We start from the raw sequence: 14,816 nt of genomic DNA, 5'->3' as shown, positions 1-14,816 counted from the left end.
TGATAATAAGAGTAGCCATGATGAAAACTGTAGGTAATGATTTAGTACGTAATCAGTTACATGCTGACCGTAAATGGTATTTGATATTGGGCTTTGTGCTGATTGGTTTTGGCCTGATTTTATTTAGTTCATTGCCATTTGCGACCTTTTCTGTTGTTTTTTTATTTGGAATACTCATGATGGTCGGCGGTGTTTTGCATCTCGTCGCGGCTATGAGTGTTTTTAAAGGCGCAAGCCGATGGTTATGGGCACTGTTTGGTGTGCTTTATTTAATGGCTGGTTATTATGCATTTTCTACTCCAGTCACTACAGCAGTGGTGCTGACAAGCCTATTATCTATAGCGCTGATCATTGCTGGTGCTATACGTACTATAAATGCAATTTTACTTAAGCCAATTACTGGATGGGGTTGGACCCTATTTTCAGGGTTATTGACGTTCGCTACAGGTATTTTAATTTTAGTTTCTAAAGATTCACCTTTTTGGGTATTAGGAATGTTCCTTGCTATTGATATTTTATTTCAGGGAATTAACTTTCTAGGTTTGGCTTCAGCCATTAAGCATCTTCCTTCTAGTTCAAAAACAGTATCTTAAAAAAATAATATTCACCCAAAGAGCACTTTAAGTGCTCTTTTTGTTTTTAAAGTGGGCGGACCCATCTGTTGTCGGGGTCTGTTAAACTATGTCTTGGTGTTTTAGCGATATGTGTTATGAGTCTTGCAAAATTAATTAATGAACTAAATGCTCAGCAAAAAAAAGCAGCTACTACGTCTGCACAAAACTGTTTAGTTTTGGCGGGCGCTGGTTGTGGCAAGACTAAAACTATTGTTGCTCGTGCAGCCTATTTAATTGATCAAGGCTTGCCAGCGAACCAAATCCAGATTTTAACGTTTACTCGTCGTGCTGCGAGTGAAATTGTTGCGAGAGTAGAACAACATGTGGGAGCACAGGCAAAGGGGCTGCGAGCTTCAACTTTTCATACTTTTTGTATGTATTTACTGCGCCGTAACCCCCAAGCTTTTGGGTTAAACCAATTTAGTATTATTGATCGTGATGATCAGTTGCTTATGTTTCGCTTATTAAGAGGCAAAGATAAAGATAACGTCTTGCCCAAAGCCGCAGAGCTGTGTGATTTATATTCTTATGCGAGAAATACTCAAACAAAGCTTTCTGAGGCATTAATTAAACAGCTTCCAGATGCATATGAGCATAAGACTCAAATTGCAGATTTAATGAAAACCTATGAGCAGCGTAAAAGAGAGCGTAATTTTTTAGATTACGACGATATTTTATCGATTGTGGCTGTCCATTTACAAAATTCAGAAGCATTAACGAATTGGGTAGCAGGTTTTTGTCAGGCATTGCTAGTTGATGAAATGCAAGATACCAATCCTTTGCAATGGGCTTTATTGCAGCCCTTGATTGGCAAAGTGAAGCTGTTTTGTGTTGGCGATGATGCCCAGTCGATTTATGGTTTTCGTGGTGCAGATTTTGAAAATATCCATTCTTTTAAAGAGCGGATACCTGACGCAGTTATTCATACACTGGATTTAAATTACCGCTCGACTCAAGAAATCTTGGATTTATCAAATTGGTTATTGGCACACAGTCCAATTGATTATCAAAAACAGCTGCAAGCACATCGTGGGCAAGGGCAAAAGCCTCAGCTACACCTATTTGGTAATGAATATGAAGAAGCAAACTGGATTGCACAGGACTTAATAACGCGACATCAGCAAGGTGCAAGCTGGTACGACCATATGATTTTGGTGCGTTCAGGCTATAGTGCACGATATCTGGAAGGGGCTTTCATCGCTGCTGAACTACCTTACCGTTTTATTGGCGGGGTAAAGCTTCTTGAGTCTGCCCATGTGAAAGACGTGCTTAGCCTGCTACGTATTGTGAGCAATCCTCACGATGATTTGGCATGGATGCGTTTCTTAACTTTATGGGATGGTATTGGTGACGTTGGTGCAAGTAAGCTCGCCCAAGATCTGATGGGAGTTGCTGATGTTGAGGAGCGCTGCAAGCGTCTAGAACGTCATGGCAAAGTTCCTTTGCAAGCGATTTTAATTTTAAAACAGCTAGATGTATTACAGCAGCATGTTGAAGCAAGTATTGGCTTAGCACTCGATGCTTTAGGTGAACAGCTAGAGCAAAATTATAAAACTAAAGATTGGTCACGCCGGTTAAAAGACTTTGATTTGGTCAAGCAACTTGCACGTAAACATGCGTCTTTAGGTGAATTCCTCGAAGAATATGTTCTTGAACCTATTTCAGTTTCTGAAATTGAGAAAGCGGCTGATCAGGATTTAGTGACTTTAATTACGATCCATTCAGCTAAAGGTGCCGAACAGAAAGTCTGTTATGTACCTCATGTATCGCCAAATCAATATCCTTATGCAAGAGCACAGGGCGATTTTGATGATGTCGAAGAAGAGCGCCGAGTATTGTATGTTGCATTAACACGTGCAGAAAATGAATTAATTTTGACCAAGCAAAACCTCAATACATGGTCAGAAGACAATTATGACGAACAAGGTCGTAAAATCGAGAGTTATTTCCTAAATGACCTTCCTACACATTTGGTTCAGGCAAAGATTCATAGGCAAGTACCTCAGCCATTTGCTAAAAAGCAATGGAACCGTTCACCTACAGTAAATTTAGGTTTTGGTATCGATCTAGATTAAACTACTGTATAAGACACTGTGATTACTTAAATATATTGGCTGCTCCCTTTAATTGCCAATTAAGGTTAGAAAATGAAGATATTAGTTCGTAATTTAGATCGTGCTGTGAGTGAAACTGAAATTTTAGAGTTATTCAAAGCATTTGGTAAAGTTGATACGTGTGTTCTTGTTACTGATAAAGACTCAGGTAAATCAAAAGGTTTTGGTTTTGTTGAAATGCCTAACCCACGTGAAGCAATTAAGGCAATTAAAGGCTTAAACCTGCTTAAAGTTAAAGGCAATGGAATTCGTGTTAAAGCAGCTGAAGAATAAGTCTTCAGTGTGAAAAGACAGTTTTTAGCTCTTTCGATTGTAACGCCAAATGGTACTCGTATCGCTGAAGGTATAAAAACACTTGAAGTGCGTTCATGGGGACCTAAAAAACTGTCAATCAAAGATCTATTAATTGTCGAGAACCAAAAATTTTTGGTTAAAGATACTGATGTAGAAGAGGGAGTTGCTGTCACTTTAGTTGATGTCGACTCTATTCATGCTTGGCGAAATGATGAAATTGAGCCAGCATGTGCAACTGCTTGGGACGAAGGATATTTTGCTTGGGTTTTAAGCAATGTTCGTCCTATAAAGCAGCCATTAAAAACTTTAGCTAAACGTAAAATTTATCAAGTTGAGCTGGATTTACCATAAATAACGTTGATTTTATTAATGGAGTCGTTAAGCTAAAGAATAGCTGTTGCAATAGCGATTTTAGAACAGGAAAGTTTAGTTATGTCACGTGTTGCTCGTTATCATGCCGATCGTACCAATCAAAAGCTCTATTTTGCGCGCTTAGCGTGTCAACAGGCAGAACAGACCGATCATGTGCAACAGATACAAGCTTACCGTGAAGCAGCTGTATTTCATTTACATGGTGCAATGTTAGCTTTCTTACAAGAACTCGTACGTTATTACCGTTTAAATGAATTGCAACCCACTTTAAAATCTATTGAAGAACATATGGCGGCAAAAGGACAGGTTTCTCCAGAAGTGTCCGTTTTGCAACAATTGGCAAAAGATGGTTTTGTTGCAGAGCTCAAACGAGCTTACCGTATGTGTCAATATGCACCAGAACCTAAAGAGCCGACCCCAGAAGAAGAAACATCTTCTAATCTCATTATCAAAGTAACTCAAGGTCCTCAATCTTGGTTGCCAGATGTTAAGATTTTGCGTGAATGGCATCGCGAATTAAGCCATTTAATTGATGGTTTTCGTAATGAAATGGTCGAGTTCTAAAATTAAACTGCCCGAACGCTTGAAATTTAATCCGGGTGTGCCTATATAAATAAGACAAGAGATGCAAAGTGCAAGGGTGCTTTGCCACCATGTTGAAACATGGAGGAAATATATGTCTATACAGCAATTGAAAGAGTTATTTGGAAATCAAGAAGCCGTTTTGGAATTAGTCCAACTCGAAGGTGGCGAACTCGCCTTGCGTAATGCAGGTTCTGAGAATGAACCCTTGGTTAAAATTCAATTTAGCGATGAAGTAAAAGCAATCTTGGGTGAGCAAACTCCAGTTGTTGCTCAGCATATGATTCAGGCTGCACTGTTTGGACTGCTCGAAAAGCAGGTAAACGAATGGCAGGCTGAGGTACTAGATGAACAGCCTAAATTCTTGAGTTAAAAAAAGCGTACTCTTGAGTACGCTTTTTTATAGGGTTAATGAATAGTTGACTGATGGGCAAGCTCGATCTGATTTAATATATGATGGCTCATATTCTTTGCCATTTCCTCTTTGGCATAGAACACTTCACCAATATTTTCATCTCTGATTACTGCGGCTTCTTCTTTACTTTCTGCGCAAATTAACACCTGAATTTGAGGGTTTAATTGCTTAGCAATCGCCACAATACGATGAATATCTAAAATATCCATAGGTGAGATCACCAAGAGTCTTGCATGCATGATGTGTGCTTGAATTAAAACACCTGGTTCGGTTGCAACACCACTCACAGCAGCAATATTCGCCTGACGTAGCTTTTCTACGATTTCACGATTCTCTTCGGCAATAACGACTTTAATATTTTCATTAATTAAATTTTCAGTGATACGTCGCCCCACACCGCCATATCCAATAATGACAACCTGATCGCGTAAGTAAGCCTGATCAACTTCATCGGGTAACATGGCCAATGGGTCACCACTGCGTTCAAGAAGTCGGGCTAAGTGAGAGCGCTCACGAATCCAGCGTTGTACGGGCTCAATGGCAGAGAAAATAAAAGAGTTCAGTGTTATTGAAAATAAAGCACCAGCTAAAATCAGATTTTGTGCTTCTAAAGTTAATAAACCTAATGAGACACCAAGAGTGGCTAAAATAAATGAGAATTCACCAATTTGGGCCAAACTCGCACCAACTGTAAGAGCTGTATTAAGCGGATAGCGAAAGAATAAAACCAAAGCCATTGCAGCAAGTGTTTTACCTACCATAATAATTGCGATAACGGCCAAAATATGGAGTGGACGTTCAACCAGAATATGTGGATCAAACAGCATGCCCACAGACACGAAAAACAGAATTGAGAAAATTTCACGGAGTGGAAGCGTTTCTTCTTCTGCGCGGTGGCTAAAGTCAGATTCTTTAACAACCATTCCTGCAAAGAATGCTCCTAATGCCATTGAAACCCCAAAAATGGCATAAGACCCGTAGGCAATTGAAACAGCAGCGGCAACAACAGTAAGGGTGAATAACTCTCTTGAACCTAAACGAGCAACAAACTGCATAATAATAGGAACGACACGTTTACCTACAATCAGCATAAAGGCAATAAAGCCAATTACTTTTAATAACGTGAGCCCAAGGGTTAACCAGATATTACCATCTGCGCCTTCTGGTGCTTTCCCGCCGAGTAAAACTGCTGTAGCTGGAAGAAGTACTAAAACAAGTACCATTACTAAATCTTCGACTAACAGCCACCCCACAGCAATTTTGCCGTTGACTGAGTCTAAAAGACCTCGGTCTCCTAAAGCTTTTAATAGTACAACAGTACTCGCACACGACAGGCTTAAGCCAAAAACGAGTGCAGAACCAAAGCTCCATCCCCAGAGCATGGATACGCCGACTCCTAATAGAGTGGCGACTGCAATTTGTAAAATCGCGCCTGGTACAGCAATACGTCGAACCAGCAGCAAATCATTTAATGAAAAGTGCATCCCTACACCAAACATCAGGAACATGACCCCGAGTTCTGCAAGCTGGTTAGCAAGATGCATATCAGCTTCTATGCCCGGTGTATTTGGGCTAATAATAATTCCGGCAATTAAATAGCCGATAAGAGGGGGAAGTCGTAATCGGGCCGCAAGATAACCAAAAAAGAGGGCAACACCGAAACCAACAGCAAGTAAAACAATTAAATCTACGTCATGCGGCACTAAAAACTCCTTTTACGTGAGTTAGGCTAAAGACAAGCATAAAAAATGCCAAGGCGAAATATGTGGAAAGTTTAACAAAAAAAAGCGAGCTATAAAAAAAATGCAAAAAAAAAACGACTTCATTGTGAAGTCGTTTTTTTTCGAGGCTAAAATTATTTGATTTTAGCTTCTTTGAAAATCACGTGTTGACGGATTTTTGGATCAAATTTTTTGATTTCCATTTTTTCCGGCATAGTACGTTTGTTCTTAGTCGTGGTATAGAAATAACCTGTACCAGCTGTAGAAACGAGACGAATCTTATCACGCATTGTTCAGACTCCTTAGATCTTTTGACCTTGAGCACGAAGGTCTGCAACAACCTTTTCGATACCCAATTTGTCAATAATACGCATACCTTTAGTGGTTAAACGAAGACGTACAAAACGTTTTTCGCTTTCTAACCAGAAACGGTGGTGGTGCAGGTTCGGCTCGAACCGGCGCTTGGTTTTGTTGTTGGCGTGTGAGACGTTGTTACCAACGACTGGACGCTTGCCGGTAACTTGGCAAACCTTAGACATGGTGTAACTCCATTGATTCAGCCAACAGCAAATCTGTGGCCAGTCATACTAAATGTAAACGGATGAATTCATTCAAGGGGCGTTTTATACCAAAAATACGATTAAAAGACAAGCGGAATTGGTAAAAACGAGGCATGATTTAGTATAACAGATCATGCCTTGATCAGTTAGCGCAACAAGGTTTTCGAAATGAAACGATGAATGGGCTTATTGAAGGGTGGAAGAATGTATTTAAGGCTATAAAGTTTTGGATTAGACATCACCGAACGTTCATGAGAAAGGCTAAAAAAGCCCTCTGGTCCGTGATATTTACCCATACCTGATGCACCAATTCCCCCAAACGGTAAATCATCTTGAGCCACATGGGTAATCACCATGTTAATTCCGAAATGTCCTGAGTGGGTATGCTGTGCAATATAGTCAGCACGCGCTTGATCATAGTCAAAATAATACATCGCTAAAGGACGCGGGCGACTATTAATGAATTCGACGACTTCTTCTATTTGGTCATATTCCAAAATTGGCAGGATAGGACCAAAAATTTCATTTTGCATAATATCCATTGCAGTCGTTACGCCTGTAACTAAAGTCGGCGCAATTTTACGGATATCATCTAAAATTTCATTTTGAGGATTAATTTCAATAATACGAGCACCTTGATCGCGAGCATTTTCAAGGTAGCCCTGAATACGGTTGTATTGCTTGTCATTAATAATAGACGTGTAATCTTGATTATTGCGGAAATGCGGGTACATGCCAGCCACAATCAATTTAAAGTTTTCGATGAACTCGGCAGTTTTCCCGCGTGGCAAGAAAATATGGTCAGGTGCAACACACGTTTGACCCGCATTCCATAATTTACCTACGGCAATACGTTGAGCCACATCTTTCATATCCATAGATGCATGCACAAGGGCAGGAGATTTTCCGCCTAACTCAAGAATAACAGGAACCAGATTTTGAGCTGCGGCTGCCATCACTGTTTTACCAACAGAAGTTGAGCCTGTGAAAATCATTTTGTCAAAAGGCAAATGACTAAATGCATCCGAAATAACGCCGCCACCATTTACTACAGCAACTAATTCTTGTGGGAACGCTTCTGCTAATGCACTTTCAAGGACTCGCCCAAAGTTAGGAGAGGCACTCGAAATTTTGATCATGGCATGGTTGCCCGCTGCCAGCGCACAAATTAATGGTCCAACTGAAAGAAGTAATGGGTAATTCCATGGTGTAATAATACCAATTACACCCATAGGTTGGTATTGTACCCAACCTTTTGCTGGCTGATGTAATACACTGATATGGCGCTTTGAAGGTTTCATCCACGCTGTCAGATGTTTACTGTAATATTTGATTTGTTCCAAACTGGTGAGTAACTCACCAATTTTTGTTTCCATAACTGCACGATTGCCATAATCAAGGTTAATTGCGTCGGCAATCTGATCTTGATATTTTACCAAGACTCTTTTAAGACGAGCTAAACGATCAATACGCTCTTTAGCAGTGGGTACCGGATGACGTAAATAAGCACGCTTTTGTTGTTCAAGCAAATCATGTAAATGCTTAACATCATAAGGAAGCTGAGTCTCTGGATTTGTTTTTGTTTGACTGTTCATCGGTACTTACCAAATACATTGATATGTTTATTTTTTAGAGTAAATACTCTAAATAGTCAAGTCAGTTTATGTGTTCAAGTCTTAACCATGTGAATTATTAAAGGTTATTAAAATGTCTCAACCTAAAGCTCTGAAGACAAAAGACCGGATTTTACAAATCAGTTTGCAGCTTTTTAACGAGCGAGGTGAACGGTCGGTTACAACCAATCATATTGCTGCGGAGTTAGGTATCAGTCCTGGAAACTTGTATTATCATTTTCGGAACAAGCATGAAATCATTAAGGAATTAATGTATCAATATCAGGCCGAGACTTTGGAAGTGCTTTCTTTACCTGACGATAGACCATTAACGACCAATGATAAAATCAACTATTTTCAAGTGCTCAGTGGCCAGTTATGGAGCTACCGTTTTATTCATCGTGATGTTTATCATTTAGTAGAAAGTAACGAAGACTTTAAAAAGATTTATCCGCGTTTTGCGGGACAGGTCATGCAGCAGGGGCAAAAGATTTATCAAGCCTTTGTAGATGCTGGTCTTATGAAAATGACGGCTTCGGAAATTGAAGCTCTCATTATTAACTTGTGGATTGTATTAACAAACTGGACAAACTTTTTGTATATGTCTGGTCATATTAGTGACAATAACCATTTAGAAGAAAAATGGGTTTGGCAAGCATTACGCCAAATGGTTTTCCTTGAAGGTCCTTATCTAATGGGTGAAAGCCGAGCAACTTATGAGCAGTTGCTTGAATCTCTTGGCCCTTCAGATCTATTTGCTAGCTTATCGTCCTTAAAAGACGAATAGTTGTGCTTGTTTATTTAGGGCGCTAGAATACTCGGCCTATTAAAAAATTTATCTCAATTAAGTGATATTAACCAAATGAATATGACCACTGCCAATACAGCCCGTTTACTGATTACTTGTGAAGACAAGCCAGGGATCGTACAAGCGGTATCGAGCTTTTTGTATCATCAAGGTGCAAACATTACCGCGCTTGATCAGTATGCGACGGAAGCTCAGGGCGGACGTTATTTCATGCGTGTTGAATTTGAACTTGATCATTTACAGTCGCGTAAAGATGCATTGATTCAAACTTTTGCTGCGAACGTTGCTGAGCGTTATAGCATGCAATGGCGTCTTGCTTTCGTAGGCGATGTTAAAAAAGTTGGTATTTTAGTTTCTAAAGTGGACCATGCATTGCTTGAGTTGTTATGGCGTCATGCACGCGGTTCGTTACCTTGTGAAATTACTCATGTCATTTCAAATCATGAAGATTTACGTGAATCTGTCGAAAACTTCGGTATTCCATTTTCTGTAATTAAAGTTACCAAAGACAATAAAGCTGAAGCTTATGCGCAAATTGATGAAATGATGCAAGGTAATGATTTATTAGTTCTTGCACGTTACATGCAGATTTTAAGTGAAGATTTTGTTGCAAAATGGGAAATGAAAATTATCAATATTCACCATTCTTTCTTGCCAGCTTTTGTGGGTGCCAATCCATATAAGCAAGCTTATGAAAAAGGTGTGAAGTTGATTGGTGCGACAGCTCACTATGTGACAGCTGACCTTGACCAAGGCCCAATTATTGAGCAAGACGTTGAGCGTGTGAGCCATAACTATAATGTTGAGCAATTACGTGAGCTAGGTGAAGATGTAGAACGTAATGTATTGGCTCGTGCAGTAAAATGGCATTTAGAAGATCGTATTATTGTTGATGGTAATAAGACCGTTGTTTTTTAAATAATGCTTATTCTAAAAAAGCACGCATCTTGCGTGTTTTTTTATATTTAAAATTAATTTGAAACAATATAACATATCAATAATAAATGGGTTTATCATAGAATTAGATCTGTTCATGGTGTAAATAGCACAACAATTTAAGTTTGGCTAAACAAATTGTGAACACGGGATATTTATTGATGTAACTATGAGAAAACTAAAGTAAAGACACTGAGCAGGCACAAAGCTATGACACAGAGTAAATGTTTTTCTCAAAAAATAGTTGCAAATGAAAACACTTCTCATTTATTATTGTGGCACTTTATTGTTCTATCCGATGTTTGAAATCGTTTCTATAAATAGAAATCTGAAATCATCATCCATTAGGTAATTAGATTCTTATGAGTCAATCTTCCGCAGCCTTAAACGCTCCCAATCCGATGAAAAAGAAAGTCATCACAGCACTAATTGCAGTTGCAATTGGTCATATCGGGGTCTTATGGGCAGTTAGCCATATTAAGCCTGCTGAATTAAAGCCAATCGATAAAAAACCTTTACAGGTGCGTTTCGTAAAAATTCAAGAGCAACCTAAACCACTACCTCCTAAACCAAAGGAACCGCCTAAAAAGCCGGAACCTAAGAAAGAGGTAAAAGAAGTTAAAGTTGTTGAAAAACCTGTAACACCACCGAAAAAAGTGGAAAAGATTCAACAGGTGAAAAAGGCTGAAACACCAAAACAAACAGTAAAGACAGAACCTAAAGTTGAAACCAAAGTGGTGACAACGACGACGACAACTGTTGTTAAAAAAGTAGATGAAACTCCAAAACCAGTAGTACAAGAAGCACCTAAAGCTCAACCTGCTCCAGATCCATCACCAAAACGAGTTTCAATTGGTGGTTCGGGTGTGCAGTGGAGTAGATCACCACGTTTAACAGTTTCTCCAAAAGATTTACAAGGCGAAGCACGCTCTGTCATGGTACTGATTGAAGCCGATGAAAAAGGCAAGATTATTAATGTACGAGTGACTAGAAGTAGTGGTATTTCAAGTCTAGATGACAAAGTTGTCCGTGCTGTTCGCGGTGCGAAGTTTAAACCTTATATGGAAAATGGTGTTGCTTATCCAATTAAAGCAGAGCAACCCTTTGATTTAACCCCTTAAATGAATTTGAGTCCCAACGGCTAACCTTAATCAGGAGTTCAATATGAACTTTTCAATCTATTGGCAACATGCAGATGCAGTGAGTAAAACCCTGTATTTCATCTTATTGGCAATGTCGATTGCTACCTGGACAGTTTTCATCTTACGTTTGATGGGGACTCGCCAATTAAAGCAACAAGCTTATGCTCAACTTTCTCAGGCTATTACTTTGCTAAAAGCAAAGTTACAACCTTTGACTTTTGAACAGCGTAAAGCGGTTGCAGAACAGGCTCTACTACGTCAAATTTCTGCTGAAAAAGTCAATGCTGAAAAAGGTATTTCTGTTTTAGGAACAATTGCTTCAATTGCACCATTCGTTGGTTTATTTGGTACGGTGTGGGGTATTTTCCATGCACTTGTTGCAGTAGGTAAAAGTGGACAAGCAGGTTTGGCTCAGGTGGCTACACCAGTAGGTGAAGCGCTTATTATGACGGGGCTTGGTCTTGCCGTTGCGATTCCTGCGGTATTGGCTTATAACATCTGTGTACGTGCTAACCGTGGTCTTGCTCATGATTTACAAGATCAAGCGCACAGCCTGTTAATTGACACGATGTTGCAGCAAGACTCAACTGTAAAGTCTGATGTTAAAACTGCACAGCAAAGTTATGTTGGAGGTCAAGCTTAATGGCTTTTCAATTGGGTGAAGACCACGATAGTGGCATAAATGAGATGAACCTCATTCCGCTAATCGATGTTATGTTGGTGTTAATGATCATCTTTTTGGTCACAGCAACAGTTGCCAACCCATCGATTCCATTAACGCTTCCTAAAACAACTGCTGAAATTATTGATCCACCACCAAAAGCAATTACGATTAGTATTAATGCAAATGGTGAAGTGGCTTGGGATACTCAAGTAATTAGCCTTGATGAGCTTCAAAAACGTTTTCAAGAAGCAGGTCAGGGCGCTGTTAAACCAACAGTTCAGCTTCGTGCAGATAAAGAGTCGAAGTACGATACTGTTGCACAGGTAATGTCTCGCGCCAGTGAAGCCGGACTGAGCGATATTGCCTTTGTCAGTGAAAACTAAAATTTAGTTTACCTAATAAAAAAGCAACCAAATCGGTTGCTTTTTTATTGCTGTAATTTATTGATCTTTCATAAGATGTTGGAATTTACTATATAGTTTAAGCAACTTAGGTGGAATCGCAAAGTTGCAATAACCTTGTGAAGGATTCTTTGCATAGTAATTCTGATGATATTCTTCGGCTGCATAGAACGTCGGAACAGGGGACAGTTCAGTCACAATATCAAGATCATCATCTTTTAGCGTTTGAATTGTATGTTCAGCTGCCTGCTTTTGCTCTTCATTATAATAGTAAATAACAGAGCGGTATTGCGTGCCCATATCATTACCTTGGCGATTTAAAGTCGTTGGATCATGAGTCGCGAAGAATACATCGAGTAACTGGGAGTATGTTACTTGTTCTTCATCAAAATCTACCAAGATCACCTCAGCGTGCTGGGTATCTCCTTGGCATACTTGCTCGTAGGTAGGGTTAGTCGTGTGCCCACCTGCATAACCACTAGTTACTTTTTCTACACCGCGTATTTGTAAAAATACAGCTTCGACGCACCAAAAACAGCCGCCGCCAAATAATGCCTGTTGCATTGTTTTTTCCTCTATTTCCTGCCTATTACAATAGGGTTTATGTATTTAAAATACAAAGTAAAGCATGTATAAAAAAGTAAAGAAAAAGAGAATAACCTGTTCAGTTTCCGTTAGCCACTAATAGATCCTCTATATTTAAAGGGTTTTTAGATAAGCTTCTAAGTTAGAGAATGTTCCATTAAATCCTTGTACCATTCCATCGCGAGCGGAATCAAAAGTTGAGTTCCCAACATCGTCAGAGTTCCACGGTTGCCAAGTAATTGTGACTTTTGTTTTTATATCATCAATATCTTCAAAAGTTGTGGTTGCTAACATTTCTAATGGCCATGTCGGTGACATAGGGTGTCGTGTGTTATTACCGTCTTTGTCTGAGAAAGATTGAATAAATGTTAATCGCTCATTGGGTACAATTTCACGAAACACCTGCTTCCCCCACATTTGTGTTCCATCGGGTCCTTCTAACCCATAGTGATAAGTGCCTCCAACTCTAAAATCCATTGAAGTGTGGATGATTTTAAAATCTTTGGGACTCATCCAGTTTTGTAAGTGGTTAATATCAGTATGTACCTTGAATACAAGATCACGAGGTGCATTGAATACTCTAGAAGTACTAAATGGTGCAATCGTTTCTGTCATGATTATTTTCCTTTAATTAGCAAATTAGTTAATTTTAAATTTGAAGAAGTTATGGAATTGCTTTGTAATTCTTGCATATCATTTTCAAGGCTATCAAAACGTTCTTTTGAGAGTGGATGAAATGAGTTTATTCAGTTGATAACTTATTTTAAATGAATAATGTATCAATCATTATGTTACCAATTGGATATATATAATGAGTAATGTGATTAGAGTAAATTGATTTGTCAATGGAACATGCTTGACCATTATTTTATCTGCTGGATTATCTCGGAGAGGAGTATTTCTCTAGAACAACGCATCTATGGAATATCAAACAGATTCTAGTCAGCTTTAGGTAAACCTTGTCGAACGATTTGAGAGAAGTGTTCACTACTCTGATCTGAAAGATGTTCAAAATTTTCAGTGCGTGGGTTGATATGCGCAATTTGATACCACTGTTTTAAACTGACGTTTTGATTAAGTGCTTTAAGATCATATAAATAATTAGGTAAGTACCCTGAAGCGATTAGACGATAATCTTTAGGAAGCTGATATGGGTTAATCGCTTGAACCATATCAAAAATGAGAGTTGTACAGTTACTCGTGAGTGTATTGTACCACTCTGGTTTTGTACGTAACTCATCTGATTTTTTAAGATATTCTAAAAATAAAGCTTTTTGCTCGGACCGTGGCATGTTGATAGGAAAATTATAAACTTGTTCTTTGCGGACATTACTACGCGTATAGACAATATCTTTTTCATCAGACGCAATTAAGCTCAGTTCATATTTTCTAAAAAAACCGCCGATTGCAGAAAACTCTTCAGTTTTTTCTTTGCGAATCTCGATTGAGAAGACTAAAGGTTGTTGATGTGTAAATTCGAAGCTGACCAGTGTATGGGCAATTTGTGGTCCCATCCAGTAAGAGGCAATGATGTTTATTCCATTTAACTGGTTTAGATCAAAAGTTCGAGTTTCCCAGCGAACATCATAGGTTCCATCGGGATGCCAGTTGAAGTTACGGACATTATGCAAAGTGACTACATCGCCGTGCTTTTCATAGCTCAGCATATTGGCAACTTCAGGGTTCCAGTCACGGTCTTGACGTGCAGTAATCGAAAAATACCAAACGAGAGAGCAGGCAAATGCTAAAAGGTAAATCAGGATATCTGTACGGCGGCTAACAAGATGGCCTTCAACATATAGGCCCGCCATACTCAGCGCAAAAGCAATCCAGATGCCAATGAGTATGCGGCTGCCTAACCAGCCAAAAGGTTGTTGAACCCAGAGCGCTACGCATACCCAAATACTAGAAAACACAATAAACAGCGTGAATAGACTATGTAACAGCCCAAAAAGTAGAGCAATAATAAATTCACGTGTTCCGATATTGTGCATA

General features: G+C 39.2%; 18 protein-coding genes. 11 read left to right on the top strand and 7 right to left on the bottom strand.

The genetic code is table 11. The annotated features are described in order from the left end of the window. Positions 1–20: 20 nt before the first annotated feature. From F935_RS13105 to F935_RS13080, 6 genes are all read left to right on the top strand, one after another. Positions 21–593 (top strand): HdeD family acid-resistance protein, encoded by a 573-nt coding sequence (locus F935_RS13105; protein WP_035366527.1) that lies wholly within the window; start codon positions 21–23, stop codon positions 591–593. Positions 594–709: 116 nt separating this feature from the next. Beyond that, positions 710–2,689, top strand: a complete 1,980-nt coding sequence (locus F935_RS13100; protein ID WP_035366278.1) for an ATP-dependent helicase — start codon at positions 710–712, stop codon at positions 2,687–2,689. 72 nt (positions 2,690–2,761) lie between these two features. Then, positions 2,762–3,001 (top strand): RNA recognition motif domain-containing protein, encoded by a 240-nt coding sequence (locus tag F935_RS13095; protein ID WP_016139343.1) that lies wholly within the window; start codon positions 2,762–2,764, stop codon positions 2,999–3,001. A 9-nt stretch (positions 3,002–3,010) separates the two neighbouring features. Next, entirely contained in the window at positions 3,011–3,373 is a 363-nt protein-coding gene (locus tag F935_RS13090; protein ID WP_016139342.1) for an ASCH domain-containing protein, read from the top strand. Positions 3,374–3,454: 81 nt separating this feature from the next. Next, a complete protein-coding gene (locus F935_RS13085) occupies positions 3,455–3,958 on the top strand; it encodes a DUF6586 family protein (RefSeq protein WP_004794811.1) in 504 nt (167 codons plus the stop codon). A 112-nt stretch (positions 3,959–4,070) separates the two neighbouring features. Continuing rightward, positions 4,071–4,349: a hypothetical protein gene (locus F935_RS13080; RefSeq protein ID WP_002114792.1), complete on the top strand. Its 279-nt coding sequence runs from the start codon at positions 4,071–4,073 to the stop codon at positions 4,347–4,349. A 35-nt stretch (positions 4,350–4,384) separates the two neighbouring features. On the opposite strand, the gene F935_RS13075 is transcribed toward F935_RS13080, so the two are convergent. The 4 genes from F935_RS13075 to F935_RS13060 all read right to left on the bottom strand — a co-directional run bounded on the left by F935_RS13075 (position 4,385) and on the right by F935_RS13060 (position 8,267). Beyond that, positions 4,385–6,094 (bottom strand): cation:proton antiporter, encoded by a 1,710-nt coding sequence (locus F935_RS13075; RefSeq protein ID WP_016139341.1) that lies wholly within the window; start codon positions 6,092–6,094, stop codon positions 4,385–4,387. A 152-nt stretch (positions 6,095–6,246) separates the two neighbouring features. After that, on the bottom strand, positions 6,247–6,402 hold the full coding sequence (rpmG, locus tag F935_RS13070) for a 50S ribosomal protein L33 (protein ID WP_003654787.1): 156 nt from the start codon (positions 6,400–6,402) through the stop codon (positions 6,247–6,249). A gap of 12 nt (positions 6,403–6,414) precedes the next feature. After that, the gene (rpmB, locus tag F935_RS13065) at positions 6,415–6,651 is read right to left on the bottom strand and encodes a 50S ribosomal protein L28 (RefSeq protein WP_000048256.1); all 237 of its coding nucleotides are present in this window, start codon (positions 6,649–6,651) and stop codon (positions 6,415–6,417) included. Positions 6,652–6,818: 167 nt separating this feature from the next. Further along, a complete protein-coding gene (locus tag F935_RS13060; protein ID WP_016139340.1) occupies positions 6,819–8,267 on the bottom strand; it encodes a coniferyl aldehyde dehydrogenase in 1,449 nt (482 codons plus the stop codon). Positions 8,268–8,379: 112 nt separating this feature from the next. On the opposite strand from F935_RS13060, the gene F935_RS13055 reads away from it, so the two are divergent. From F935_RS13055 to F935_RS13035, 5 genes are all read left to right on the top strand, one after another. Next, the gene (locus tag F935_RS13055) at positions 8,380–9,072 is read left to right on the top strand and encodes a TetR/AcrR family transcriptional regulator (RefSeq protein WP_005302132.1); all 693 of its coding nucleotides are present in this window, start codon (positions 8,380–8,382) and stop codon (positions 9,070–9,072) included. Between the two features lie 75 nt (positions 9,073–9,147). Further along, the gene (gene purU / locus F935_RS13050; RefSeq protein WP_016139339.1) at positions 9,148–10,011 is read left to right on the top strand and encodes a formyltetrahydrofolate deformylase; all 864 of its coding nucleotides are present in this window, start codon (positions 9,148–9,150) and stop codon (positions 10,009–10,011) included. 380 nt (positions 10,012–10,391) lie between these two features. Then, positions 10,392–11,150, top strand: coding sequence for an energy transducer TonB (locus tag F935_RS13045; protein ID WP_016139338.1), 759 nt, complete (start codon positions 10,392–10,394; stop codon positions 11,148–11,150). Between the two features lie 43 nt (positions 11,151–11,193). Next, entirely contained in the window at positions 11,194–11,814 is a 621-nt protein-coding gene (locus F935_RS13040) for a MotA/TolQ/ExbB proton channel family protein (protein WP_016139337.1), read from the top strand. Next, positions 11,814–12,218, top strand: a complete 405-nt coding sequence (locus F935_RS13035) for an ExbD/TolR family protein (protein ID WP_016139336.1) — start codon at positions 11,814–11,816, stop codon at positions 12,216–12,218. The genes F935_RS13040 and F935_RS13035 overlap by 1 nt, the downstream gene beginning before the upstream one ends. A gap of 57 nt (positions 12,219–12,275) precedes the next feature. Here F935_RS13035 and msrA read toward each other — a convergent pair whose 3' ends face one another. The 3 genes from msrA to F935_RS13020 all read right to left on the bottom strand — a co-directional run bounded on the left by msrA (position 12,276) and on the right by F935_RS13020 (position 14,815). After that, positions 12,276–12,800, bottom strand: a complete 525-nt coding sequence (gene msrA / locus F935_RS13030) for a peptide-methionine (S)-S-oxide reductase MsrA (protein ID WP_016139335.1) — start codon at positions 12,798–12,800, stop codon at positions 12,276–12,278. Between the two features lie 135 nt (positions 12,801–12,935). Then, positions 12,936–13,436, bottom strand: coding sequence for an SRPBCC family protein (locus F935_RS13025; RefSeq protein ID WP_016139334.1), 501 nt, complete (start codon positions 13,434–13,436; stop codon positions 12,936–12,938). A 323-nt stretch (positions 13,437–13,759) separates the two neighbouring features. Further along, the gene (locus F935_RS13020; protein WP_016139333.1) at positions 13,760–14,815 is read right to left on the bottom strand and encodes an Lnb N-terminal periplasmic domain-containing protein; all 1,056 of its coding nucleotides are present in this window, start codon (positions 14,813–14,815) and stop codon (positions 13,760–13,762) included. Position 14,816: the final 1 nt, after the last annotated feature.

The sequence above is a fragment of the Acinetobacter calcoaceticus ANC 3811 genome, assembly GCF_000399665.1.
Lineage (GTDB): Bacteria > Pseudomonadota > Gammaproteobacteria > Pseudomonadales > Moraxellaceae > Acinetobacter > Acinetobacter calcoaceticus_B.
The sequence above is the reverse complement of the archived record's forward strand: the minus strand, read 5'-3'. Positions and strand labels throughout refer to the sequence as shown.